We start from the raw sequence: 25,795 nt of genomic DNA on the forward strand, positions 1-25,795 counted from the left end.
ATTAAAATGGAAAGAAGACTATTTACATCAGAATCAGTAACAGAAGGACATCCAGATAAAATGAGCGATCAAATTTCCGACGCAATATTGGATGCACTTATGGAAAAGGACCCTATGAGCAGGGTGGCGTGTGAGACTTGCACAACAACAGGTTTAGTTATGGTGATGGGAGAAATCACAACCAATGCATACGTGGATATGCAGAAAATCATAAGAGATACCATTCGCGATATAGGGTATACAAGAGGAAAATATGGATTTGATGCAGACAACTGTGGAGTGATGCTTGCAATTGATGAACAATCCAAGGATATTGCATTAGGAGTAGACAAAGCTCTTGAAGCAAAGGAAATGAAAATGACGGAGGAAGAGCTGGATCAGATTGGAGCAGGGGATCAAGGAATGATGTTTGGTTATGCAACCAATGAAACAGAAGAATATATGCCATACCCAATAGCCCTGGCTCATAAACTTGCAAGAAGGCTGACAGAGGTTCGAAAGGATAAAACCATACCATACCTTCGCCCAGATGGAAAAACCCAGGTAACAGTGGAATATGATGAAGCGGGAAAACCAACACGATTAGATGCAGTGGTACTGTCTACCCAGCATGATTCGGAAGTTAGCCAGGAACAAATCCATCAGGATGTTGCGGAGCATATCTTTGCAAAGGTACTTCCGAAAGATATGGTAGATAAGGACACAAAATTCTTTATCAATCCAACAGGAAGATTTGTAGTAGGTGGACCTCATGGAGATAGTGGATTGACAGGCAGAAAAATCATTGTAGATACTTATGGCGGTATGGCAAGACATGGGGGGGGAGCTTTCTCAGGAAAGGACTGTACGAAAGTGGACCGCTCGGCAGCATATGCGGCTCGTTACGTTGCAAAGAATATCGTAGCAGCTGGATTGGCAGAACAGTGTGAAGTACAGTTGTCCTATGCTATCGGAGTGGCAAGCCCCACTTCTGTTATGGTGGACACCTTTGGAACTGGTAAAATATCAGACCATGATTTAACCGAGATTATCCGTAAGGAATTTGATTTAAGACCGGCAGGAATTATTAAAATGCTTGATTTGCGCAGACCAATCTACAAGCAGACCGCAGCCTATGGCCATTTTGGAAGAGACGATATCAAGCTCCCATGGGAAAGTCTGAACAAGACGGATGATTTAAAGAAATATCTTTAGAGGTAGGACGATGAAGCTAAAAACCAGATTAATTCTATCCTTTTTCTTTATGGTAGCCATTCCCCTTACAATAATCCTTGGTGTTATCCAGGTAATTGGCAGGGTTCAAATTAATACCATTAAGGACAATTATGACATATCAGGAACCACGATAGGCAGTCTTTCAAACTTTATTCAAATCACCTCAATGATGACAGAGGAGCACTATATGGAGCTGCTTCACATATCTATGGAGGATCCGAAGAAGTTGGAAGACGACAAATATTTGGATGAGTTTAACAAACATCTAGAGCAAGAGGATTCCTATTTAATTATTCGGAAGTCTGAGGACATTATTTATCAGGGAAGCAATGGAGAAAATGTAGACGAGGTAATTGCCCATCTGCCCCCACATGCAGAGATACATGGAGAGGAAGCGGGAAATGATGGCCTCTATGTTGGTACCGCAGAAGCACTGGTAAAGCAAATCGATTTTACCTATCCGAATCAGGAAAAAGGGACAGCTTTTATTGTCTCGGATGCAGGAAATGTGATTCCAGATATAGGACGTTTCTTTCGGAATGTTGCATTAGGTGTGATGGTGGTTTTGGTTCTCATGTCGGGGATATTGATTTACTGGATTTACAGAGGTATAATCAATCCAATTGGTAAGATGCAAAAAGCAACAAAAAACATCAAGGCAGGAAATCTGGACTTTGAACTGTCACCAGTTGCAGATGACGAAATCGGACAGCTTTGCAAAGACTTAGAGGATATGAGAAAACGTCTAAAAGATAATGCAGAAGAAAAATTGATTTATGACCGTGAGTCAAAAGAATTAATCAGTAATATTTCTCATGATTTGAAAACACCAGTGACTGCAATTAAAGGATATGCGGAAGGAATCATGGACGGAGTGGCAGATACGCCAGAAAAAATGGACAAATATATACGAACCATTTATAATAAGGCTAATGAGATGAACTTACTAATCAATGAGCTTACTCTTTATTCTAAAATTGATACCAATCGTATTCCGTATAATTTTGCCACTCTTTCTACCCATGGGTATTTTGGGGACTCTTCCGAAGATTTATCACTCGAACTTGAGTCAAAGGGAGTCGTATTTGAATACAGAAATGACGCGGATCCGAATACTATGATTATTGCAGATGCGGAGCAGATACGAAGAGTTGTTCATAACATTGTAAATAATTCCATCAAATACATGGATAAGGATGAACCTGTAATTAAGATGCGGGTGAAGGATATTGGTGACTTTGTACAGGTGGAGCTGGAAGATAATGGAAAAGGAATTGCAGCAAAGGATCTGGCTCATATCTTTGAAAGGTTCTATCGTACAGATGCTTCCCGGAATTCATCGAAGGGTGGCAGCGGTATAGGACTTTCGATTGTGAAGAAAATCATCGAAGAGCACGGAGGCAAAATTTGGGCAACAAGCAAAGAAGGAATTGGAACAACAGTGTATTTTGTTCTGAGAAAATTTCAGGAGGTACCGATAGGTGAGTAGAATACTGATTGTAGAAGACGAAGTCGCAATCGCAGAACTGGAAAAGGATTATCTGGAGCTGAGCGGCTTTGAGGTAGAGACAGAAAATGATGGGGAATCAGGATTAAAAAAGGCATTAGAAGAAGAGTATGATTTGTTTATCCTGGATCTTATGCTTCCGGGAGTGGATGGGTTTGAAATTTGTAAGCAAATCCGCGATAAGAAGAATACTCCAATCATCATGGTTTCGGCGAAAAAAGATGATATTGATAAAATTAGAGGCTTGGGACTGGGAGCAGATGATTATTTAACAAAGCCATTTAGTCCAAGCGAGTTAGTAGCAAGAGTAAAAGCTCATCTTTCCAGATATGACCGCTTAACGGGCAGTGCCATAGAAGCGAATAAAATTATTGAAATCAGAGGGCTGAAAATAGACACAACAGCGAGACGTGTTTGGATTAATGGAGAAGAAAAGACCTTTACAACCAAGGAGTTCGATTTGCTGACCTTCCTGGCAGGGCACCAAAACCATGTTTATTCAAAGGAAGAGCTGTTCCGGGAAATCTGGGATATGGAATCCATTGGTGATATTGCAACGGTAACAGTACATATTAAAAAAATAAGGGAGAAAATAGAAGTCGATACCTCAAATCCTCAATATATTGAAACCATATGGGGAGTCGGATACCGATTCAAGGTATAAGGTGGAAACGATGAATACAAAGAAAAGAAATCTGAGATGGGATACAATGAGAATTTTGGCGGGAGGTTTCCTAGGAACAATCTTCCTGGGTGCCTTCCTTCTTTGGTTACCTATCTGTAATAATGAGCCCATTACCTTTCTGGATTCATTATTCACTTCTACAACAGCAGTTTGTGTGACTGGTCTTGTTACAATTGTGCCGGCTACTCAGTTTACTTTGCTGGGAAAAGTAATCCTGCTTCTGTTGATTCAGATTGGTGGCCTTGGTATTATTGCCTGTACGACAGGGTTTTTCATTTTAATTAAAAAGAAAATCACAATTAGTGAGAGAGTTATTATTTCTGAAACGTATAGCTCAGATGGTCCAGGCGGTATGGTGAAGATGGTCAGAAGAGCGGTTCTGGGCACTTTTTTTGTAGAAGCTGTGGGTGCAGCAGTTTATGCTTGTTATTTTATTCCTCATTATGGAGTGATAAATGGAATCGGCTACTCTGTTTTTCACTCGATTTCCGCTTTTTGCAATGCAGGAATTGATATTTTAGGAAGCACCAGCTTTGCAGAGTTTGTACATAATCCTCTGATTAATATTAATACAATGCTTCTTATTATATTAGGTGGAATAGGATTTATTGTTTGGTTTGACATCGTAGACAATGGAAAAAGAATTCGTAAACATGAAGTTCCTAAGAAATGGTGGTTTACAAGGTTGAATCTTCATTCAAAGATTGCATTGACAACAACGGCTATTATGCTGGTGGCAGGGACTTTAGCAATTTTGTTCTTTGAATATAATAACCCGGAAACAATGGGGAAATTTTCTGTGGGTGATAAAATAATGAGTGCTGCATTTCAGTCTGTTACAACGAGAACGGCTGGATACTTTACCTTGCCCCAGAATGTGCTTCATAATGAGACAAAGCTTTTTGGTGCAATATGGATGTTTATTGGCGGATCACCAGGAGGTACTGCCGGTGGAATCAAGACAACGACCATTGCAATGTTAGTACTGACAGCGATTGCAGTGATTCGTGGCGGAGAGGATACAGAGTGCTTCGGCAGGAAAATATCAAAAAGCAATTTTCGAACTGGTTTTGCCGTTTCTCTCCTTGCAATGATAATCTATTTGGTTGGAACTATGGCAATTGTTATGATAGAGAGTGATAGTGTGCCTGTAATTGACATTATTTATGAAACCGCCTCTGCATCAGGAACGGTAGGGCTTACAGCAAATCTTACTCCTAATTTACAAAAGACAAGCCAGATTGTTTTGATTGGGATGATGTACCTGGGAAGAATTGGACCACTTACATTTGCCTTAGTATTTGGGGGAAGACGCCATGCTGCGAGTCAGATAAGAGAGTTACCGGAAAGAAATATTTTGGTTGGATAGGAGAATAAGAAGATGAAACAATATGCAGTTTTAGGATTGGGTAATTTTGGAGAAAGTATTGCCCTTACACTTCAAGAACTGGGCTGTGAGGTGATTGCGGTGGATCAGTCGGCAGAAAGAGTACAAAAGATAGCAGACCAAGTATCCTATGCAATGCGTGCAGATATAGGGGATCCAGAGGTGATAAAGGTCTTGGGTGCCAGGAATCTGGACGGTGTCATTGTTGCGGTGGCCAACAACATGGAAGCGAGTATTTTGGCAACAATCGCATCGAAAGATTTGGGTGTGCCCTACGTTCTTGCCAAGGCGAATAATGCTACCCATGAAAAAATATTGACGAAAATTGGTGCGGATGCTGTTGTATACCCGGAACGAGAAACGGGACAACGCGTTGCAAGGCAGCTGGTGTCAAAAAACTTTTCTGATTGGATTAGCTTGTCTCCGGATTATAGCATTATCGAAACAGCTACTCCAAAAGGATGGATTGGAAAGACATTAGAAGAGCTGAACATCAGGGAAAATCATGATGTAAGTGTTATAGGATTTATAAAAGGATCCATGGTAGAGGTAAATCCAGATCCGAAAAAGGTAATTGAGGAGAAAAGTGTTATCATCCTTATGGGGGCCAATGATGCACTGCAGGAGATTCAGGATGGAGAGGAAGAATGATTAGCAGCACCGCAAATCCGAAGGTGAAAGAACTGGTACAATTAAAAAAGAAAAAAAAGGAAAGAGACCAGCAAAAAGCCTATCTTGTGGAAGGCCTGCGAATGGCAAGAGAAGTTCCAAAGGCTGATATCCTCAAGATTTATACCACTGAGAAATTCTATCGGAGCAATCGGCAGTTTTTTGAAAAAAAGCAGGAGCCAATACTTCTCTCTGATACGGTGTTTCAATATGTGTCAGATACGAAGACACCTCAAGGGATTCTGTTGGTGGTTCGGCAGAGAGCCTATACAGAAGAAGATTTGATGGGGCAGAAAAATCCTTGTTTTTTGATTCTTGAAAATGTGCAGGATCCGGGAAATGTGGGCACAATCTTAAGAAGTGCAGAGGGAGCTGGTATAAGTGGAATCCTCTTAAGTAAGGATTGTGCTGATCTTTATAATCCCAAAACAATCAGGAGCACAATGGGATCGATTTTTCGGATACCCTTTTGCTATACAGATGATTTAAAAGCAAGTATTTTAAAGCTGAAAAACAGCAACATAACCCTTTACAGTGCCGATTTAGATGGAGAAGCAAGCTATGATGAAGCAACCTATCAAAGAGCCTGTGGATTTCTAATAGGAAATGAGGGGAATGGTCTGACCAAAGAGATTTCTGATTTGGCAGATGAAAAAATTTATATCCCGATGAAGGGAGAGGTAGAATCACTAAATGCCTCTATTGCGGCAACGATTTTAATGTTTGAAGTTGCTCGCCAAAGAAGAAGGGAGGAGTAGAGCATGGAAAATTATTATTGGTTGATTGCATTTGCAGTACTATTGATTTTCGAGATTTCAACCATGGGATTGACGACCATATGGTTTGCAATTGGTGCAATATGCGCCTTTTTTGCTGCTGTGTTAGGCGGAAATTTAATGGTGCAGGTTATTGTTTTTATTGGCATTTCTATCTTATCCTTGATATTAACCAGACCTTTGGTAAAGAAACACTTTAATAATTCCAGAGAGGCGACGAATGTATACAGTCTCATTGGTCAACAGGGTTTGGTAATCATACCCATCGATACTTTAAGGGCAGAAGGAAGAGTAGAGGTCAAGGGACAGGAATGGGCAGCTAAGACAGAGAGTCCCCATGGTAAGATTGAAACAGGCACTGAGGTAGAAGTAAAAAGAATTGAAGGAGTCCACTTGATTGTGGAACGGAAGGAGAATGTATAATGTTAAGTATAATAGGAATTATTGTATTAATTATTGTGATTATGATCTTAATATCATGTATTAAAATTGTAAGACAGGCACAGGCATTAGTAGTGGAGCGATTGGGAGCTTTTCAGGCAACCTGGGGAACGGGGCTTCACTTTAAGCTGCCTATCGTTGACAGAGTTGCAAGAAAGGTTGATTTAAAGGAACAGGTAGTTGACTTTGCACCACAGCCAGTTATTACCAAAGATAATGTTACAATGAGAATTGACACGGTTGTCTTTTTCCAGATTACAGATCCAAAGCTATTCAGCTATGGAGTTGCAAATCCAATCATGGCGATTGAGAACCTTACAGCAACGACTCTTCGTAATATTATCGGAGATTTGGAATTGGATCAGACTCTTACCTCAAGAGAAACAATCAACACGAAAATGCGTGCATCCTTAGATGTGGCAACAGACCCATGGGGAATCAAAGTAAATCGTGTGGAACTTAAAAATATTATTCCTCCTGCAGCTATTCAGGATGCTATGGAGAAACAAATGAAGGCAGAGCGTGAAAGAAGAGAAGCAATTCTTCGTGCAGAAGGTGAAAAGAAGTCTACAATTCTGGTAGCAGAAGGACAAAAAGAATCTGTTATTTTGGATGCAGAGGCTGAAAAGCAGGCGGCAATTCTTCGCGCAGAGGCTCAGAAAGAAAAGATGATCCGTGAAGCGGAAGGTGAGGCGGAAGCAATCCTTAAGGTGCAAAAAGCGAACGCAGACGGTATTGTATTCTTGAAAGAAGCTGGTGCAGATCAATCTGTTCTGACAATTAAGAGTTTGGAAGCCTTTGAAAAGGCGGCAGATGGAAAGGCAACAAAGATTATTATTCCTTCTGAAATCCAAGGAATTGCAGGTCTTGCAAAATCATTGGCAGAGGTAGCAGGAAAGGAAGAAAAATAATGAACTTGAAGGGGAAAAGTTTACTTACATTAAAGGATTTTAATCGTGAAGAAATCGAATACCTGGTGGATCTTGCCAAAGAGCTAAAAGATAAGAAGAAAGCCGGAATCAAAGGGGAAGCTTTAGCAGGGAAAAACATTGCCCTGATTTTTGAAAAACCATCCACCAGAACGCGATGTGCATTTACAGTGGCGGCAGCAGATGAAGGAGCCAACCCTACGTATCTGGCAGGAAGTGAAATTCAGCTTGGACATAAGGAAAGTGTGGAAGATACAGCAAAAGTCCTTGGAAGGATGTTTGATGCAATTGAATTCCGTGGATTTAAACAAAGTGATGTGGAAGGACTGGCAAAACATAGTGGAGTACCGGTTTATAACGGTTTGACAGATGATTTTCACCCGACACAAGTTTTGGCTGATTTGCTTACAATGAAAGAACAGTTCGGAAAGCTGGAAGGATTGAATTTTGTTTACCTGGGAGATGGCCGTAATAATATGGCGAACTCTTTGATGATAGGACTTCTAAAGACGGGAGTAAATGTGGCAATTGTTGCACCAAAATCTTTGTGGCCTGAAGAAGATTTGGTTGAAATTTGTAAAGGCTATGCAAGGGAGACAGGAGCGGCGCTTACGATTACAGATGATGTAGAGGCTGTAAAAAATGCGGATGTTCTTTACACAGACGTATGGGTATCTATGGGAGAAGAAGAGAAGGCAAAGGAAAGAGTGGATTTGCTTCGCCCTTATCAGATTAATAAAGAGATGATGGAACGCACAGGAAATTCCGGGACTATTTTTATGCACTGTTTACCAGCGGTAAAAGGAAACGAGGTAACAGAAGAAGTTTTTGACAGCAAAGCCTCTGTCGTATTTGATGAAGCGGAAAACCGGCTTCACACAATCAAAGCAGTTATGGTTGCAACGCTAGGAGAATAACATGAAATCTGAAATTCTAAGGATGCTGAAAGAGTGCTCTGGTCATTTGTCAGGGCAGGAATTAAGTGAGCATTTTAATGTTTCCAGAACTGCAGTTTGGAAAGCGATTGAGCAGCTGAAAAAAGAAGGGCATGAAATAGAAGGAGTCAAAAACAAGGGATATCACCTGATTCAAAAGGGAGATATCCTAAGTAAGGCTGAGCTGGAAAGCCAGTTGGCAATGGGAGAAAAGGCTATTTCCGTTCATTTTTTTAATGAAGTTGATTCCACAAATACCATAGGAAAAAAGTTAGCGGAAGAGGATAAAGAGAAGGAAATGACTCTTATTGTTGCTGACAGTCAGATTCAGGGAAAAGGTAGACGTGGCCGTTCTTGGGATTCTCCTAAGAAAAGCAATATTTATATGAGTCTTCTTTTATACCCCTCATTTTCGCCGGATCTTGCGCCGATGCTGACTCACGTAATGGCAATTAGCGTAGCAGAGGGAATTGAAGCAGTCACCAGCTTATCCACAAAAATAAAATGGCCAAATGATATTATTGTCGAGAAAAAAAAGGTCTGTGGCATTCTTACAGAGATGAGTGCCCAGGTGGATTACATCAACTATGTGGTGGTTGGAGTGGGAATTAATGTAAATCAAAAAGACTTTCCTGAGGAGATTAAGGAAAAAGCAACCTCTCTTGCACTGTCTGGAGGAGAAGAGGTAAAGCGTTCCCTTTTAATTGCAAGAATCCTGGAAGGATTTGAAAAGAACTATCGTATTTTTTTGGAAACGAAGGATTTGTCAAAGCTTCGTAATGTATATGAAAAGCATCTGATTAATATTGGGGAAAAGGTTCGAATTGTTGAGGGTGACCATGGTTATGTGGCAACAGGATTGGGAATTTCGGATCAAGGGGAGCTAAAGATTAGAAAAGAAGATGGAACTTTTGCCAACATTTATGCCGGAGAAGTTTCCGTTCGAGGAGTGTATGGATATGTATGATGAAAAGGTTGTCTTGTGTGGTGCCAATTCTTACGAAGTGAAATATTATTTCAATCCTGAATTTGATGCTTTGCCGGATCAGATTAAAGAGGAATTAAGGGTTCTTTGTGTGCTTTACGTAAATGATGTGGGTGGTATATTAACCATTGTCTTTGATGAGAATGGGGAACTACAGTTGGAAGTTTCTTCCACAGAGGGAGATCCCATGTTTGATGAAATTGGTAGCAGGCTTAAGATTAAGGAAATACAAGAAAAACATCAGGATCTTTTACAGTCCTTGCAAATGTTTTACAAAGTATTTATGGGAGGAGATAAGGAATGTTACTAGTTGTAGACGTAGGAAACACAAACATCACCATTGGAATATTTAATAAAGACAAGTTAATAGGAACTGTGCGTATGACGACAAAAGCGCAGAGAACATCGGATGAGTTTGGTGTTGATTTAATAAGCATGGTAGAAGGTCAAGGGTTAAAAATCGAGGATATCAGTCACGTGATTCTTGCTTCTGTAGTGCCGGATGTTATGCACTCTTTAGGAAGTGCTTTTATTAAGTATTTCAACAAAAAACCCTTTGTCGTTTCAGCAGGAACAAAAACAGGTATCCGTATTGCGACGGAAAATCCAAAGCAGGTTGGGCCGGATCGGATTGTAGATGCTGTGGCAGCCTATGTTCTTCATGGTGGACCTGTAATTGTGGTAGACTTTGGGACTGCCACTACCTATGATTTGGTGGGGCCAAAGGGGACATTTGAAGCAGCAATAACTGCTCCGGGAATTCGAACATCTGCTAAGGCAATGTGGGCTGAGGCAGCTATGCTTCCAGCAATTGAGCTGAAAAAACCGGAATCAATCCTGGCAAGGGAAACCATTACCAGTATGCAGGCAGGGATTGTGTACGGGCAAATTGGTCAAACGGAGTATATTATTAATCAGATGAAAATTGAATCAGGATATGAGAATGTGAAGGTTGTGGCGACAGGAGGTCTGGGCTCGATTATTTATAAGGAAACAGAGTGTATTGATGTGTACGATTCACAACTCACATTGAAAGGTTTGAAAATCATTTTTGATAAGAATCATAAGTAAGGAAGAATAATGAAAATTGGAAATGTAGAACTAAAAAATCCATATATTCTCGCACCAATGGCAGGGGTTAGTGACCTGCCATTTCGTTGCATTTGTAATGACATGGGAGCAGGACTTTTGTCCATGGAGATGGTAAGTGCCCAGGCTCTTCTTTATCGCAATAAAAACACAGAGGGTCTTTTGGAAATTCACCCAAAGGAACATCCGGTCTCTTTGCAGCTTTTTGGTTCAAAGCCAGAGGTCATCAGTGAAGCAGCCAAGAGGATAGAGGACAGGGATTTCCAAATATTGGATATTAATATGGGATGCCCAGTCCCTAAAATTGTAAAAAATGGTGAAGGTTCCGCTCTTATGAAAAACCCAAAGCTTGTTTATGAAATTGTGAGACAGACAGTAAATGCTATTCAGAAGCCTGTAACAGTTAAAATTCGTAAGGGCTTTAATGAGAATCAAATTAATGCAGTTGAGATAGCGAAAATTGTTGAAGAAGCAGGTGCAAAAGCAATTAGTGTTCATGGGAGGACGAGAGAGGAGTACTATAGCGGAAAGGCAGACTGGGATATTATTAGACAGGTGAAAGAGGGAGTATCGATACCGGTAATAGGGAATGGAGATGTGACCTCTCCCCAGAAGGCAAAAGAGATGATGGAGCTGACTGGTTGTGATGGTGTAATGATCGGGAGATACGCACGAGGAAACCCGTGGATTTTTCGAGATTGCCTGAGCTATGAAAAGAATGGAACGGTACCTGAGCGGCCGAGTCTTCAGGAGATAAAGGAGGTTATGCTTTATCATGGGAAGCTGCAGCTGGAGTATAAGGGAGAATATATTGGAATCAGAGAAATGAGGAAGCACGTTGCATGGTATACTAAGGGATTGAAAGGCTCTGCCAAAATCCGTGATCAAATCAATCATGTAACAACTTATGAGGACCTGAAAAGAACAATCGATCAGATAGGATATTGCAATTGACATGAGTTGCAATATCATGTATAATGATGAAATTGTGAAAGTATCTTTGTTATAAAAAATTTTAAATGTGAGGAGCGTTAAGATATGGAAGCAAAAAAAGTCATATTAACATACGCAGGATTAACATCTTTAGAAGAGGAATTAGAGCATCTAAAGGTAGTAAAACGTAAAGAAGTAGCAGGAAAAATTCGAGAAGCAAGAGAGCAAGGCGATCTTTCGGAAAATGCAGAATACGATGCGGCAAAGGATGAGCAAAGAGACATTGAAGCTCGTATTGAGCATATAGAGAAAATTCTGAAAAACGCTGAAGTTGTTGTGGAAGATGAAGTGGACTACGACCAGATTAATGTTGGGTGTAAGGTATTAGTTCATGATATCACTTTCGATGAAAATATCGAATATAAAATTGTGGGGTCTACAGAGGCAAACAGCCTGGAAGGAAAGATTTCCAATGAATCTCCTGTTGGACAGGCACTGCTTGGTAAAAAGACAGGTGATGTAGTAGATGTTGAGACACAGGCAGGAATTATGCAATACAAAGTATTAGAAATAGGTCCGTCAATCTAAGGACAAGGATAAGAATTGGAATAGGAATACAAAGGGAGCTGTTGCAGAATCAAAGAACCCTGATTTCAGGGGGATTTTGCCACAGCCTTATTTAACGATATATAGGAGGTAAGGAAATGGGAAATAATCAACAAAATCAGGAACCAGATTTAAATCAATTGAGAAAGGTCAGAAGAGAGAAATTAAAAGAGCTTCAGGACCAGAATAAAAACCCATTTGAAATCACGAAATATGATGTAACTGCTCATGCAGCAGAAATCAAAGCTAATTACGATGAAATGGAAGGCAAACAGGTATCAATTGCCGGTCGTATCATGCAAAAAAGAGTGATGGGAAAAGCTTCCTTTTGTAATGTGTTAGACCAAAGTGGAAATATTCAGTCTTATGTAGCCAGAGACTCTCTGGGAGAAGATGCATATAAGGCTTTTAAGAGAATGGATATTGGAGATATTGTGGGAATTACTGGAGAAGTATTTACCACGAAAATGGGTGAGATTTCCATTCATGCAGAAAAGGTAGAGCTTCTTTCGAAGAGTCTGCAGATTCTTCCGGAAAAGTTCCATGGATTAACGGATCGGGATTTACGTTATCGCCAGAGATATGTGGATCTTATTATGAATACGGATGTAAGGGAAACCTTTATTAACCGCTCAAAGATTATCAGTTCTATTCGCAGATACTTAGATGCACAGGGATTTTTAGAGGTTGAGACGCCTATGCTTGTAGAGAATGCAGGTGGAGCAGCAGCAAGGCCTTTTGAGACCCATTTTAATGCTTTAAGTGAGGACTTCAAACTTCGTATTTCTTTAGAGCTGTATCTAAAGAGATTGATTGTAGGAGGTCTTGAAAAGGTCTATGAAATCGGACGTGTATTCCGTAATGAAGGGTTGGATACGAGACACAATCCTGAGTTCACTCTCATGGAGCTGTATCAGGCTTATACGGATTACCACGGTATGATGGACTTGACAGAAAATATGTACCGCCATGTGGCGCAAGAGGTTCTTGGAACTACGAAAATTGTTTACAATGGCGTAGAGATGGATTTAGGAAAACCTTTTGAGCGAATTACCATGATAGATGCTGTGAAGAAATATGCCAATATTGATTGGAACACAGTTGAAACAACTGAAGATGCAGTTGCTTTGGCAAAGAAGCATCATATTGAGGTAGAAAAAAGACATAAAAAGGGTGATATTCTGTCTTTGTTTTTTGAGGAATTTGCAGAAGAACATTTGATTCAGCCTACCTTTGTTATGGATCATCCAATTGAGATTTCGCCTCTTACAAAGAAGATTCCAGAAAATGAGGATTACGTTGAGCGTTTTGAGTTCTTTATGAATGGTTGGGAGATGGCGAATGCATACTCTGAGCTGAATGACCCAATTGATCAAAGAGAGAGGTTCAAAGCACAAGAAGAGTTGCTTGCACAAGGAGATGATGAGGCGAATACTACCGATGAAGATTTCTTAAATGCATTGGAAATTGGAATGCCGCCAACAGGTGGAATCGGTTTTGGAATTGACAGAATGTGTATGCTTTTAACAGATTCACAGGCGATTCGAGATGTGTTGTTATTCCCTACGATGAAGAGCATTGATAAGTAAAAGTATTTTGATGTAGATAGAAGATAGTTAAAGGATAATTGGGGAATTATATGGCAATTGTGAAAAAAATCAGCGTGAGTTTTTTGGTTATACTGATTGTACAATTACTTTCCATACAAGTGATGGCAGAAGAGAGTACAGCGGAGGGTAGTATTCCTGTTCTGGAACTGGAAATTGATAGTCGGGGAGAGACAGATCAATTTGCGGCTACAGTAGAAGGAACTACGAAAACCTTGGCAAAAGGTGAATTAATTAATCTAAACGGCAATCATGATTATACAACAAAAAAAGATGATATTTGCCTGAAATTAGAACAGAAGAGCGAATTACTGGGAGTGGGAGAAAGTGATACTTATCTCCTTCTTGGTGGTGCCAAAGATAAATCCTTAATTCGTAATTATTTGGGTTATCGTATTGCACAGAAAACAAATGAAGATGCCCCACAGATAAGACTCGTGGAATTAGTGATTCAACAAGGAAAAAAGGAATCCTATCAAGGGGTTTATTTGTTGGTAGAAAAGAAAAATGAAATAGATAAGCTGGAGTTTGAACAAGGCGAAAGCCCAATAGGCTTGGAAATAGAAACTTATCGTACTCAAAACTATGAGGAAGATGGGGAATTAGCACTATCCCCCATCTTAGGAAAAGAATGGAAACAAGAGTACGAAGAGTATATTTCGAGGCTTTCTTATGGTGAGCAGGTTTTATATTCAGATAACTATAAAGTGTTTTATGAATATAAGGAAATGTTTGACGTGACTTCTTTTATTGATTCTTTTATAATTGAAGAATTAATGTCAAATTATGGAGAAATAAAAAGCGGAAATTATGGATACAGCCTGGAAACAGAAAAAATTACCTCTGAACCGTTGTGGCGATTTGATGAAGCAATAGACAATGAACGAGTACCCTTTGAGTTAGAGGTAGATGAGGAAGATGCTGACGCAGAAGAAGAGGAACTCCTTCCTTTTACGCGGTCTGGATATTATGAGCAATTCTTTAAGAGTCCGGAGTTTATCCGAAGTATGCAGGAGCGCTATCACGAGCTTCGGGATAAGGGGCTTACGGAGAAGTGGTTAGAGCAACAGGTGGAGTCTGCTGCGGAACAGGTTTCGGAAGCAAAAGACCGGGATTGGGAAAGATGGAATGATTACAAAGGTCATGTGCTACAGCCTTTAGAAGTAGAAAATGGTGCTGGGGAGAGTGTTTTACTTTCTAGACAGACAGAGGACTATGACGCAGAGATTTTAAAGATAAAGACAAACTTACGAAATAAAAATCTGGATATGGGAATTGGATTTGCTAATTTTGATTTTAGTGATCAAGCTGTTAGTCACGAGGTGGTTTTAAACTCGAATCCTATCTGGCTTCTTGTTTTTTTGGTGGCTTTTTTTCTACTAATCCGATTTGTTCGAAAATATGGAGTGTAGAAAGGATGTGATTAAGCATGAGTGCAGGTAGTGAATTAAGAAAAAGAATACCGTACAAAAGAACACCGTATAAACGATGGCCGTTAAAGGGTGTTACGAAACATATTTCAATCAGACACAAGATTTTACTTTACCTTACAATGGCAGTAGTATTTATTTATTTGGGATGGCGGATTTTCTTTACGATGCCCTTTCGATTTGGCCTTTTATCCAGTATACTGGGAATTATTTTGCTTTTAGCCGAAATGGCTTCTTTTACGGTAACACTCTCGAACTTTCGTGAGGCAACCCATTACGTAGTGCCTTACCTTCCACCGATACCGGAAGATTGGTATCCGGAGGTTGACGTGTTTGTGACAACCCATAACGAAGAGGTAGAGCTTCTTTACAGAACATTAAATGGCTGTACTTTTATGGAGTATCCTGATAAGAGCAAAGTCCATATTTGGCTGTGCGACGATAATAACCGGCAGGAAATGAAGGATTTGGCAGATAGTTTAGGTGTAGGCTATATCGGCATGGAAGAAAAAAACAAACATGCTAAGGCAGGAAATCTAAACAATGCACTGAACAAGACATCAGCACCCTTGGTGGTTACCTTTGATGCAGACATGATTCCAAAAGAAGAATTCTTGACCAAGATAGTACCTTACTTCTTTCTTCCGAAAATGGAAGTGGATGAGGAGGGAACGTGGCGAATATTAGAAGAAGATGAAATAGATGAAGAATACAAGATTGGGTTTATTCAATCACCACAAAGCTTCTATAATCCTGATTTATTTCAATATAACTTATATTCGGAACGAAACATTCCGAATGAGCAAGACTATTTCTTTACCCAAGTAAACGTCGCAAAGAACAATGACAACATATCATCTTATGCAGGTTCAAATACAATGCTTTCAAGAGAAGCATTGGAAACAGTCGGAGGATTTGCATGGGAAAGTATCACAGAGGACTTCTTAACCGGATTAATGATTTTACAGGCAGGATACCGAAATCTTGCAATACCAGATCAATTGGCTCATGGACTTTGCCCGGAAACAATAAGTTCTTTCGTATCTCAAAGAGATCGCTGGACGAGAGGTAATATTCAATGTTTCCGTCTGGTTCGGGTTTGGACATCAAGAACGTTGAATTTTTGGCAGAAATTTGAACTAACAGGTTCTTTGTGTTATTGGTTTGGTTTCTTAGGAAGACTGGTTTTTATTTTAAGCCCGATTATTGCCGTTTTATTTAAGGTGCAGTTGGTAAATACTACGATTTTTCACGCATTTATATTTAGCTTACCAGTTTATGTACTGTACTATTTTTCGACGAGAATTCTATCGGATAATACACGATCGAATCACTGGTCTCATGTGGTGGACACGATAATGGCACCATATTTGTCCATGCCGGCAATCCTTGAAACAATAGGGTTTAAGCAAAAGAAATTTGTTGTTACTGATAAAAGTAAATCAAAAGATATTCAGCAATGGAGGAAATTTCTTTATACGATTCCTCATGCATTATTATTAATTCTCAATCTGATAACGGTAGCTTTTATTCTGTATCAAAGTATTACAACTACCGGATTATACAATCCAATTGTTTTATTCTGGCTTTTATCAGGAACAAAGGATTTGATTTTTGCAATCTTTTTTATGATGGGAAGAACGAATTATCGTAATGCAGAGCGTTATTATGTGAAAATGCCAGTTACGGTTCGAAGCAATGATTTAACCCATGAAGGGGAAACAGCAGATATTTCCCATACCGGTATGTCAGTTGTATTTTCTCAACCAATTAATTCCCGTCCCGACTCGATTGTAGAGATAACGGTGGGAAATGAAGAGTACAGTGCGACGATGAAATGCCGTGTAGCAAACGTTAACCGGCGGCCGGATGATGCCGGCGGCGGATATAAATATGGATTTATTATTGAAGATATAGATGAAGAAAATAAACGCCAGTTTTACCAGATTGTTTACAACCGAGCGCACCCTCTACCAAAGACTTTCAAAAAAAGCAGCAGCGTTTTTGATGATGTCCGGACAAATATTCAAAGACGTACAAAGAAAACGGTGCGTAATTATCGAAAAATGCCTCGCTTTATCGTAGATATGCCATTTCGGATAGATGGTGGAAGCCAAGGAGTGTTAATGGATTTTAACTATGAGTTTGCGAAACTAAAAATGGCGGATAAAGTAGAACCGACGGATATCATAACGTTAGAATGGGAGGGCAAATTAAAGCTTATATTGACCCCAGCTTCGAACAGTGAAATCCAAGATCTGTATCAAGTAATTAATTATAAAGAGCTTTTAGGAGATGCTGCCTTTATCCCCCTGGTAGAAAAATGGCAGGGGATGAATCAGCGTGGAGAAGCGAATAAACCGATAGGAACCGGTGTGATTACTCAGATTTAGAAGGGATGACCGGATAAAGGACTAAAATATGACATTAACAGATTTAACGTTTCTTTTATATTTATTACCTCTTACAATTGTTGTGAATTTTTTATTATCATTTTCACGAAATACTATAAAGTTTAGGAATATTTGGCTGATTATTATAAGCCTGATTTTCTATGCTTTTAATAAACTGCTTTTTGTGCCGATACTATTGGCCTTAAGCCTGATCAATTTTGGAGGCAGTATTTTGCTTTCGAAGGGAAAAAGGGAAAAGGGTATTCTGGCTGCGCTTATTATGATTAATATTGTGCCGTTTTTCCTGGGGCTTCCATTCTTGACTTTACAGGGGATTTCATATGTAGCAGATCAATATAAAGGGAAAACAACAAAAAAGGTTACTTTAGTGGAAACAACGCTATTCTTATGTTTTTTCCCTACAATGCATGCAGGACCGATTCTGAAATATCAAGATGTGGAAACACAGCTTTATGAGCGAAGTGTTACACTCAGTAAGTTTTTACAGGGAGTGTCGTGTTTTGTTCCGGGACTTGCAAGAGTAGCTATTATTGCTGCACCCTTATCAAAGGCAGCAGATATGGTCTTTACATGGTCTGGAATGAGCGGAATCTATCAAAGTGTGCCAATTATGATGGGGATTTTTGGTCTTTTGGCTGCTGGGATATCCATTTGGCAATATCTTTTAGGGTATTCAGAGATGGTAAAAGGAATAGGATTGATGGTGGGATTCCACTATCCGGAGAACTTTAACAGTCCTTGGAGTGCCAGCTCAATAGAAGATTTCTTTAAACGATTTTATATATCTTTGGGATCTTGGTTTGATGAATATTTTTATCATCCGCTGAATGAAGAGCGAATGAATAACGATATGATGGTACTTTACACGCTGCTTACATGGCTTTTGATAGGTGTATTTTTGGGACCGGATACGTCTAAGTTCATTTTTGCAGGCTGGTGTTTTATTTTTATAATTTATGAACGAATCGTAGATTTTGATAGTTTTATGCGAAAGAAAAATAAAATCCTTCGATTTATATATGTTAGTGTAGTGATGTTTATTGCCGTTTTGGCACTTCGCAGTGAATCAGCTTACCATTTATCTTTGTATATTGGTAATCTGATTGGTCTTAGAGAAAACGCATTCAGTAGTGCTGGAACTACTTTTCTGTTCAAAGAAAGCTGGCCTCTTTTAGTTATTGGCTATCTTACAACATTTACATTTGGCAAGAAAAAAGACGGAGTCGGACGATATCTATACGTATTTTATTTTTTAGTATTGGTTGTGCTGGTTGTTTTATCTTTTATGGCACTTACACAGAATGTATTTAATCCGAATAAGATATTGGACGTTCTAATGTGGAGCTGAGAAGATTATGGTATAAGGAGGTAAAGGTGAAATTTACAGATAAAATCCGACAGGTTTCAGCAGGAGTATTATCATTATTCTGGTTGATTTATGCAATTGCTAATATGGTTATGCAAGTGCCGGCAATTCAAATGGGATATGAAAGAAGTTGGAATCTGGAATCCATATTTACAAATTTTGCAGATACAACAGGTAGTAATCTGCTGGGGGAGGAATTTCTTCAGGATTTGAATGGGATTGTTGTGCGGGAAACGGGAAAACAAGCGCTTAGAAACTATACGATTATTAAGCAAGATAATAATCAGCTGCGATATGTGAATCCATATCCATATGAGAGAAGCGATTACAGGGAAACGGCACTTCGATTAAGGGAAGTAAAGGAGGCAGCCGAAGGAGCTGATACAGAAATATTATTTTTAAGTTGTGATGACATTTATGAGCCAACAGGTGAGAGCAAGTCTCCCTTGCCTCTTAATGACTTAGGTTTTAGAAGCGATGAGCTCCTTTATGAACTGGAACAGAACAATATACCATACTTAGACTCAAGAGAAATCTTAAAAAATTCATTGCTTACAGATGAGGAATGCCACTATAAGACGGATTCCCATTGGACTATTCAAGCAGCTCATGAAGTATCTTTGGCTGTAATGGAAGAGATGTATAGAGAAGAGGAGTCACAAAAGCCGGAAGGGTTATGTCGTAGTAACTATCAGAAGGTGGTTTATCAAAATGATTTTGTGGGAAATATGGGAAAACAGATAGGAATACCGGGAATACAACCTGAAGATTTCACCCTTATCACACCAAAGTTTGAAACAGATTACACCATTAGCTATAGCCAGACGGCATTTAAAATGGAGGAAAAGGGAGACTTTCAAACGAGCATTATGTATCTTGAGGAGACAATGAATGTGAATAATACCTATGAAGAGAGTCCGTATTTTTCATATTTACTCCAGTTGTATCCTTATCGCAAGATAACGAACAATCTAATTACTTCAGGAAAAAGAGTTTTGGTAATTGGGGATGATTATATGCTGCCGGTAACTGCTTTTCTAACGACGGCAGCCTCAGAAGTGGTCTTTGTCTGGCCCTATGCGCCGCCGGAGGGAAGTTCAAGTCTGGAAGAATATATAAATCGAGAGCACTTTGATCAAATTATTATTGGTTTAAATCCGGGTTCATATAATGATTCGAACTTTGGATTTTTGAATCAGTATTAACAGTATCTATCAAAAAGGAGGGTTTAGATATGAGAATAGTAAAAGAAATTGCTGCAGTATTAATGATGGTTTTGATTATTGTAATTAGTTTTCCAACGGAGGTTCATGCATATATTGATCCCAGCTCCGGAAGTCTTATCATACAGATTCTCGGGATGGCATTCATTACACTAAGTGGGTTTTTCTTTATATTTAAGAACAAAATCCGGATGATGTTTGGAAAAGAGCCGCTGGAAAATGAAGATGAGGAAGATGAAGAAGATGAAGAAGAAGTTGAAGAAGACAACAACGAAGAAGACAAAAAATAAGGGAGTATTTCCATCTGTTGCGATTGCACTTTTGTATGCTTTGATATTTTGCGGATATATCCCAAGTACTTCATACTTAAGCAATGTAAGCTCTTATTCATTTTCATTGTCTCAGCTACTTAGGGGTATGGTAATTCCCTTTGTAATTGTGTTTATTGTTAGCTTGACCATACTATTACTGGCATCTTTTGTGACAAAGAGAGGAGCCTCTGTCGTTCACATCTTATTGCTGACGATACTTTTTCTTGTTTGGATTGAGAGTGTATTCCTTAACCGGGGATTACCTCAGCTAACGGGAGAGGCTGACTTGTTTCGGTCCCCAGGACGATTGTTATTGGACATGGTCATTTGGCTTGTCATTTTGATTTGTGCTTTGGTCTATTGGAAGATTTTAAGTAAAAACTTCAAATTTCTTTTATTTGTTACGACGTTTCTTTATATTTTTGGAATGGCAGAAGGCTTATTGTTACAGAACCCACAAGAAAATGTAGAGCGAATCAGCGCTACAACAGTGCTGGATGAAAGCAGTTTTTCAAAAAAGGATAATGTTGTTTTTCTTCTTTTGGATGCCATGTCAACGGGACTCGTGATGGACTATCTAGATGAGAATCCAGAAATGAGTGAAGAGTTGGAAGGTTTTGTGTTGTTTAAAAATAATATGGAGACGGCTTCCAGTACACAGTACTCCCTGCCGTCTATTCTGCGGGGCGAAAACTATGAAAATGGAGAAATTTCCGAAGATGCGTCTCTTGCTTTTGAAGACAAAAACTCTCTTCTGCAAATTTTTGATAAAGCAGGATATGATAGTTATGTATCCTCGACGTTAGCAATGTATAATTATGTTGGAGGAGATCAGAAGGTAGAGGAACAAGAATCCAGTGCTGTTAAGGTGACACCAGAGTTATATGGCCAGTTTTCAATCAGATTTGTCCCTTACGTTGCAAAGAATGAAATTGCAAATAAGGTTGGATTTGCTACAACGGTTATGTTAAATGGTCAGCAAGAGGATGGAAACGTTCTCAATGCCCAAAAGAAAAATCCAATCAACTTTGATGAACTGACATACTTTTCTCTGGAATATGCTGCAAATAAGAAAAGCAGTATAAAACCAACGTTTCATCTGCACCATGTCAATGGAACCCATAAACCTTATACCGTAGGAGCAGACGGTCAGCCATTAACAGAGGAAGATAATTATACGGTGCAAGGATTGAATGGACAAAATACCTGGACATGGAACCATGTGATGGACTTTTTGAAAACGCTGAAAGATAATGATTTGTATGAATCTTCAACGATTGTTATTTTGGGGGATCACGGAGATCGATTATTCGAGAGTAGTCGTACCCATGCGGAATATACAGGGCATGCAGCATTATTGATTAAACCACCTTATAATGAGGGGGATTTGGTTGTATCCAAAGAACCTACCAGTAATGGATACTTAGCGGAATTTATTCCGAAACTCCATATAGAGGGGGAAAATTGGAAAAATCTGATACAGGATTTGCCCGAGGAACGTTCTCTTTTGATTGGTGGTACAGAGGTACGAACCTATAAAGGAACAGATGTTACGAAGCTAGAAGAAGTAAGTAAATTGGAAGTCACTCACGATTATTCGCCGACGTCGTTGAAGGTAGGTACGACATATTCATTGTCTACATTAAATACAGACATACCGGAGATTGCATATCCTCTGAATTGTGAGAATGGGAACCTTGTAAATGGCTGGGGCTTACGAATGACAGACTCTCATATGACAGGAGAGTTTTTAACGGAAGAAAGCCCAGGAACCAAGTTGACTGCAAATCTAGGAATTACATATACAAAGGAACGAGAAGCGGCGGATGAACAGACGTATCGTATCACGATAACGGATCCTGTTAGCAAAGTGTCGGAATCAAAGGAAATAGATGTTAATAAAAACTATTTTGAATTGGAACAGATACAGGTCTCAGAGGACCAGACAATCCGATTAGAAGTTGAAATCGATAACTTCCCTAGCTCGGGAGAGGCGACGTTCTACTTGACAAGAATAGAGCTGTCCAAGGGAGTGAAAGGAGCAAAATAAATTATGACGATAAAGAAAGCACCCGGTTCTTTCCGGGATCCCAGTGGTTTTGTTTGGGAAGAGGAAGGAAAGATTTACCGTACAATTACAGAATTTTATCGGCCTCACTGGGAAAAGGTGGAACCTTTTTTGAAGCAGATGATAAAGGAAAATCTCATACAGCCATTTGAAGAAACAACCCCTTTTACAGGGGCATGGAAAACGATTGAAGTGAAGCGTCTGCCATTTATTTCTTATCCTTATGAGTGGAGCTATGATCAATTAAAAGATGCTGCATTGCTTACCTTGAAGCTACAAAGAAAAGCATTGAAAAAAGGACTGATTCTAAAAGATGCCTCTGTTTACAATATTCAGTTTGATGGAGCAAAGCCGGTTTTTATAGATCATCTCTCTTTTGAAGTGTGGCAGGAAGGAAATCCATGGGGAGCGTATCGGCAGTTTTGTTCTCATTTCTTAGCACCTTTGGCGCTTATGAGCGGAGTGGATTTACGCTGTGGACTTATGATGCGGCTATTTATCGATGGAATTCCTTTGGATATGGCTTCCACCATGCTGCCAATGAAGAAAAAGATGAATCCCGGGATTCATTTTCACATTGTGACCCATGCAAAAATGCAGGATAAATACAGTGATACGAAAAAGGCAGAAGGAAAAACAAAAAGTGTAAAAATCACAAAGGATTATTTGATTAATTTAACCGCCCAATTAGAGAGAATGATCAAAGACAAAGCATTCCAATTACCAGAAGTAGAGACGGTATGGGGAAATTACTACGAGAATACTAATTACACAGAAGCTGCTGAAGAAGAAAAGTTTAAAATGGTTAAAGAGCTTGCCCAGAAATTCCGGGGAACAGGGATAGCAGTAGATTTGGGCGCAAATAACGGACGTTATACAAGAGCAATTGCTCCTTTTTTCCAATATGCTTTGGCAGTAGATATGGATCCTCTTGCAGTAAATCAAAATTATAAAATGCTAAAGAGGGACAAGGAAACGAACATTCTACCTTTGCTCATTGATTTATCAAACCCGTCACCGGGAATCGGTTTTAATAATCTGGAACGACCGGAATTTAAAGAACGGTGCAAGGGAGATTTTGTGATTGCCCTGGCTTTAATTCACCATTTGAGGGTTACAGCAGGAATACCATTATCTTTAATTGCTGAATTTTTTGCATCTATGATAAATGAAGGTGGCGTATTGGTATTGGAATTTGTTCCAAAAGAAGATTCACAGATGGAAAAATTACTTGCAATGCGGGAAGATGTTTTTTATGATTACAGTTTAGAAGGGTGTAAGGAAGCGTTTCAACCTTGGTTTGACTGTGAAGAAATAAGAGCAATAAAAGAATCCAAACGACATATTTTAGTTTTAAAAAAAATGAAATGAGGCCGTAATGTTTACAGCAATTATACTTATCATCATCCCTTTTTTGGCTCTTTTGGCATTAAAGGATAGCAAGGTAAAATCGTTAATCGCAATTTTGCTTATTAGTATTATGGTAGCGGGAAGTGGTTTTTTTACACCAAAAGAGACAATTACAATAGAAGCCACAAATGAAAAGAATGAAGAGGCCGGCAGTGCAGATATAGAGCTTGATAGCATCATTGTCGATGGAAAACGTCTGACTTTTACCGAAATATTCGGAGGAGATGTGTGGAGAAGGACGGTAGACGGCGGTTATGCATGGCGGGAGTTTGAAGATAGTCCTCAGGTTATAACCGGTTCTATCGAAGCCGGAAACCGATATATTATTCGTTTTGTAAAGCAAGAGTGGCGTGGAATTGTCAAAGTTACAATTGGTGACAAAACACAGACGGTGGATTGCTATAATACAGAATACGTGTATGAAGATATGGTTATAGAGCCTGGAAATGCTTTGCAAGGGACGAGCAGTCTCTACCACAGAGCGTTCGTTTTTGGAATAACCTTTGTTGCTCTGTGTCTTTTAAACCTGGCATTGATTCTGATTACCCGTTGTATAAAAATGAACACAAATAAGAGTAAAAATAAAAGCAGTGAGAGTCTTCTCTTTATCATTACAATGTTCTTACTAGTATTGTTAGACCTTGCAGGAGAAAATACTTCGGGCTGGTATGGCAACAATATGTTAAATCTTGACTTCGGACAGATAATCATTGCAGCCATTTGTTCGCCGGCGATTATGCTTCTCTTATTGCATATCGGTGCTAAAGCTGATGAAAAAATCAGAGGCCGATTTATAGGAGCAGGTCTCCTGTTAATCGTCGCCTATTTGATAATTAATATCACCATGCATCTTTCTTTATTAATAAATCAAGAGAACAATAAAGAAAGTTTAATGGAAAATATTCTTAATCCGCCTAATAATGTAAGTATTCATGGAATTGTATGGATTGCAGCTGCATTGATTATTTTTTCTCTTTTAAAAAGAGTTCTTGCTGTTAAGAGTGTATCCGGGAAGAAAATGGTCTGGCTGATTAACCTGGGAGCATACATTACCTATATATTAGTCTGGAATATGGATCGTCATTTTATAGAACCGTATTTTCCCATTTTTGTTGTGATTATGTATTTAGGGGGTCTTTCTCTTGGAGGGTATTATGGTTCAACTATAAATGCAAAAGAAGAGAAAACTCTTTGGGCTGTGGGACAGATAATATTTGGTGTGATAGTCACATTTTCCACAGTGATGCTGATTACATGGTGGACTGGTCCCTTATTTTGGAATGGGTTTTACCTTAACATAGGAATACTAATCAGTGGCAGAGGCCTTTTTATTATCTATCTAAAAAACAAGGAAAAGATAAACAACTGGCTAGCGTCCCAAGAAGTACGATTACGTAAACTGGCCGCTTTTTCCGGTTTGGGTTATCTCGTATATTTACCTCTAAATAATTGTTATGGATTTATGGTGGGTGATATTTTTATTAACAATAATATGAGTGGGATAGGAGCATTGTTTATGGGTGCAGCTATATACTATGTTTTGAGTGTAATGATTGCTTATATGATATTAAAGTTACCATTTTTCTATTATATATTGAGAGTTAAACAGACCAAGAATCTCCAATAAGGCACGCCGTGGTGGATGTTTATGTATTAAATTGAATAATTTGCTGGTAGAATTAGAATGCACTTATACCAAAGTGCATTCTGTTTTTTCTGTCAATAACTTATGAAAATGTCACTTTTTGAGAGCAACATTAACTTGAGAAAATGTCACTTCTTAATTAACTACTTGAATTTTAATTATTA

22 protein-coding genes and 1 pseudogene are annotated in these 25,795 nt (G+C 39.1%); all 23 read left to right on the forward strand.

The window, feature by feature from the left end; genetic code table 11:
• Positions 1–6: 6 nt before the first annotated feature.
• The 23 genes and pseudogenes from metK to NHH15_RS01390 all read left to right on the forward strand — a co-directional run bounded on the left by metK (position 7) and on the right by NHH15_RS01390 (position 25,613).
• Positions 7–1,194: a methionine adenosyltransferase gene (metK, locus tag NHH15_RS01280; RefSeq protein ID WP_262064824.1), complete on the forward strand. Its 1,188-nt coding sequence runs from the start codon at positions 7–9 to the stop codon at positions 1,192–1,194.
• A 10-nt stretch (positions 1,195–1,204) separates the two neighbouring features.
• Positions 1,205–2,704, forward strand: coding sequence for a sensor histidine kinase (locus tag NHH15_RS01285; RefSeq protein ID WP_262064825.1), 1,500 nt, complete (start codon positions 1,205–1,207; stop codon positions 2,702–2,704).
• A complete protein-coding gene (locus NHH15_RS01290) occupies positions 2,697–3,386 on the forward strand; it encodes a response regulator transcription factor (protein WP_262064826.1) in 690 nt (229 codons plus the stop codon). The genes NHH15_RS01285 and NHH15_RS01290 overlap by 8 nt, the downstream gene beginning before the upstream one ends.
• Before the next feature lie 10 nt (positions 3,387–3,396).
• Positions 3,397–4,776, forward strand: a complete 1,380-nt coding sequence (locus NHH15_RS01295) for a TrkH family potassium uptake protein (protein ID WP_262064827.1) — start codon at positions 3,397–3,399, stop codon at positions 4,774–4,776.
• 12 nt (positions 4,777–4,788) lie between these two features.
• The gene (locus NHH15_RS01300) at positions 4,789–5,445 is read left to right on the forward strand and encodes a potassium channel family protein (protein ID WP_262064828.1); all 657 of its coding nucleotides are present in this window, start codon (positions 4,789–4,791) and stop codon (positions 5,443–5,445) included.
• Entirely contained in the window at positions 5,442–6,221 is a 780-nt protein-coding gene (locus NHH15_RS01305; protein WP_262064829.1) for a TrmH family RNA methyltransferase, read from the forward strand. Before NHH15_RS01300 ends, NHH15_RS01305 begins: the two co-directional genes overlap by 4 nt.
• Before the next feature lie 3 nt (positions 6,222–6,224).
• On the forward strand, positions 6,225–6,662 hold the full coding sequence (locus NHH15_RS01310; protein WP_262064830.1) for an NfeD family protein: 438 nt from the start codon (positions 6,225–6,227) through the stop codon (positions 6,660–6,662).
• A complete protein-coding gene (locus NHH15_RS01315; RefSeq protein ID WP_262064831.1) occupies positions 6,662–7,591 on the forward strand; it encodes an SPFH domain-containing protein in 930 nt (309 codons plus the stop codon). Before NHH15_RS01310 ends, NHH15_RS01315 begins: the two co-directional genes overlap by 1 nt.
• A complete protein-coding gene (argF, locus tag NHH15_RS01320; RefSeq protein WP_262064832.1) occupies positions 7,591–8,526 on the forward strand; it encodes an ornithine carbamoyltransferase in 936 nt (311 codons plus the stop codon). Before NHH15_RS01315 ends, argF begins: the two co-directional genes overlap by 1 nt.
• A 1-nt stretch (position 8,527) precedes the next feature.
• Entirely contained in the window at positions 8,528–9,511 is a 984-nt protein-coding gene (locus tag NHH15_RS01325; protein WP_262064833.1) for a biotin--[acetyl-CoA-carboxylase] ligase, read from the forward strand.
• Positions 9,504–9,839 carry a DUF6145 family protein gene (locus tag NHH15_RS01330; protein ID WP_262064834.1) on the forward strand — a complete coding sequence of 112 codons (336 nt, stop codon included), beginning with the start codon at positions 9,504–9,506 and terminating at the stop codon, positions 9,837–9,839. Before NHH15_RS01325 ends, NHH15_RS01330 begins: the two co-directional genes overlap by 8 nt.
• The gene (locus tag NHH15_RS01335) at positions 9,830–10,600 is read left to right on the forward strand and encodes a type III pantothenate kinase (protein WP_262064835.1); all 771 of its coding nucleotides are present in this window, start codon (positions 9,830–9,832) and stop codon (positions 10,598–10,600) included. Before NHH15_RS01330 ends, NHH15_RS01335 begins: the two co-directional genes overlap by 10 nt.
• 9 nt (positions 10,601–10,609) lie before the next feature.
• Positions 10,610–11,572 (forward strand): tRNA dihydrouridine synthase DusB, encoded by a 963-nt coding sequence (dusB, locus tag NHH15_RS01340; protein ID WP_262064836.1) that lies wholly within the window; start codon positions 10,610–10,612, stop codon positions 11,570–11,572.
• An 84-nt stretch (positions 11,573–11,656) separates the two neighbouring features.
• The gene (gene greA, locus NHH15_RS01345) at positions 11,657–12,139 is read left to right on the forward strand and encodes a transcription elongation factor GreA (RefSeq protein ID WP_262064837.1); all 483 of its coding nucleotides are present in this window, start codon (positions 11,657–11,659) and stop codon (positions 12,137–12,139) included.
• Positions 12,140–12,255: 116 nt separating this feature from the next.
• Positions 12,256–13,734: pseudogene (lysS, locus tag NHH15_RS01350) on the forward strand (lysine--tRNA ligase); the annotation flags it as partial.
• Positions 13,735–13,796: 62 nt separating this feature from the next.
• Positions 13,797–15,176 carry a CotH kinase family protein gene (locus NHH15_RS01355; protein ID WP_262064838.1) on the forward strand — a complete coding sequence of 460 codons (1,380 nt, stop codon included), beginning with the start codon at positions 13,797–13,799 and terminating at the stop codon, positions 15,174–15,176.
• Positions 15,177–15,193: 17 nt separating this feature from the next.
• Entirely contained in the window at positions 15,194–17,587 is a 2,394-nt protein-coding gene (locus tag NHH15_RS01360) for a glycosyltransferase family 2 protein (protein ID WP_262064839.1), read from the forward strand.
• Between the two features lie 232 nt (positions 17,588–17,819).
• The gene (locus NHH15_RS01365; RefSeq protein ID WP_262064840.1) at positions 17,820–18,956 is read left to right on the forward strand and encodes an MBOAT family O-acyltransferase; all 1,137 of its coding nucleotides are present in this window, start codon (positions 17,820–17,822) and stop codon (positions 18,954–18,956) included.
• A 26-nt stretch (positions 18,957–18,982) separates the two neighbouring features.
• A complete protein-coding gene (locus tag NHH15_RS01370) occupies positions 18,983–20,179 on the forward strand; it encodes an alginate O-acetyltransferase AlgX-related protein (protein ID WP_262064841.1) in 1,197 nt (398 codons plus the stop codon).
• 29 nt (positions 20,180–20,208) lie between these two features.
• Entirely contained in the window at positions 20,209–20,487 is a 279-nt protein-coding gene (locus tag NHH15_RS01375) for a hypothetical protein (protein ID WP_262064842.1), read from the forward strand.
• Positions 20,441–22,558 (forward strand): sulfatase-like hydrolase/transferase, encoded by a 2,118-nt coding sequence (locus NHH15_RS01380; protein ID WP_262064843.1) that lies wholly within the window; start codon positions 20,441–20,443, stop codon positions 22,556–22,558. The genes NHH15_RS01375 and NHH15_RS01380 overlap by 47 nt, the downstream gene beginning before the upstream one ends.
• Before the next feature lie 3 nt (positions 22,559–22,561).
• A complete protein-coding gene (locus NHH15_RS01385) occupies positions 22,562–23,947 on the forward strand; it encodes a class I SAM-dependent methyltransferase (protein WP_262064844.1) in 1,386 nt (461 codons plus the stop codon).
• A 7-nt stretch (positions 23,948–23,954) separates the two neighbouring features.
• Positions 23,955–25,613 (forward strand): hypothetical protein, encoded by a 1,659-nt coding sequence (locus NHH15_RS01390; protein WP_262064845.1) that lies wholly within the window; start codon positions 23,955–23,957, stop codon positions 25,611–25,613.
• Positions 25,614–25,795 lie beyond the last annotated feature (182 nt).

Origin of the sequence: Aequitasia blattaphilus, from assembly GCF_024721305.1 — a bacterium.
Classification (GTDB): domain Bacteria; phylum Bacillota; class Clostridia; order Lachnospirales; family Lachnospiraceae; genus Aequitasia; species Aequitasia blattaphila.

What these genes read in the sequence shown, in the direction of transcription:
- metK (WP_262064824.1), top strand. Translation starts at nt 7, where the DNA reads ATGGAAAGAAGACTATTTACATCAGAATCAGTAACAGAAGGACATCCA.
- NHH15_RS01285 (WP_262064825.1), top strand. Translation starts at nt 1,205, where the DNA reads ATGAAGCTAAAAACCAGATTAATTCTATCCTTTTTCTTTATGGTAGCC.
- NHH15_RS01295 (WP_262064827.1), top strand. Translation starts at nt 3,397, where the DNA reads ATGAATACAAAGAAAAGAAATCTGAGATGGGATACAATGAGAATTTTG.
- NHH15_RS01300 (WP_262064828.1), top strand. Translation starts at nt 4,789, where the DNA reads ATGAAACAATATGCAGTTTTAGGATTGGGTAATTTTGGAGAAAGTATT.
- NHH15_RS01305 (WP_262064829.1), top strand. Translation starts at nt 5,442, where the DNA reads ATGATTAGCAGCACCGCAAATCCGAAGGTGAAAGAACTGGTACAATTA.
- NHH15_RS01310 (WP_262064830.1), top strand. Translation starts at nt 6,225, where the DNA reads ATGGAAAATTATTATTGGTTGATTGCATTTGCAGTACTATTGATTTTC.
- NHH15_RS01315 (WP_262064831.1), top strand. Translation starts at nt 6,662, where the DNA reads ATGTTAAGTATAATAGGAATTATTGTATTAATTATTGTGATTATGATC.
- argF (WP_262064832.1), top strand. Translation starts at nt 7,591, where the DNA reads ATGAACTTGAAGGGGAAAAGTTTACTTACATTAAAGGATTTTAATCGT.
- NHH15_RS01325 (WP_262064833.1), top strand. Translation starts at nt 8,528, where the DNA reads ATGAAATCTGAAATTCTAAGGATGCTGAAAGAGTGCTCTGGTCATTTG.
- NHH15_RS01330 (WP_262064834.1), top strand. Translation starts at nt 9,504, where the DNA reads ATGTATGATGAAAAGGTTGTCTTGTGTGGTGCCAATTCTTACGAAGTG.
- NHH15_RS01335 (WP_262064835.1), top strand. Translation starts at nt 9,830, where the DNA reads ATGTTACTAGTTGTAGACGTAGGAAACACAAACATCACCATTGGAATA.
- dusB (WP_262064836.1), top strand. Translation starts at nt 10,610, where the DNA reads ATGAAAATTGGAAATGTAGAACTAAAAAATCCATATATTCTCGCACCA.
- greA (WP_262064837.1), top strand. Translation starts at nt 11,657, where the DNA reads ATGGAAGCAAAAAAAGTCATATTAACATACGCAGGATTAACATCTTTA.
- NHH15_RS01355 (WP_262064838.1), top strand. Translation starts at nt 13,797, where the DNA reads ATGGCAATTGTGAAAAAAATCAGCGTGAGTTTTTTGGTTATACTGATT.
- NHH15_RS01360 (WP_262064839.1), top strand. Translation starts at nt 15,194, where the DNA reads ATGAGTGCAGGTAGTGAATTAAGAAAAAGAATACCGTACAAAAGAACA.
- NHH15_RS01375 (WP_262064842.1), top strand. Translation starts at nt 20,209, where the DNA reads ATGAGAATAGTAAAAGAAATTGCTGCAGTATTAATGATGGTTTTGATT.
- NHH15_RS01380 (WP_262064843.1), top strand. Translation starts at nt 20,441, where the DNA reads ATGAAGAAGAAGTTGAAGAAGACAACAACGAAGAAGACAAAAAATAAG.
- NHH15_RS01385 (WP_262064844.1), top strand. Translation starts at nt 22,562, where the DNA reads ATGACGATAAAGAAAGCACCCGGTTCTTTCCGGGATCCCAGTGGTTTT.
- NHH15_RS01390 (WP_262064845.1), top strand. Translation starts at nt 23,955, where the DNA reads ATGTTTACAGCAATTATACTTATCATCATCCCTTTTTTGGCTCTTTTG.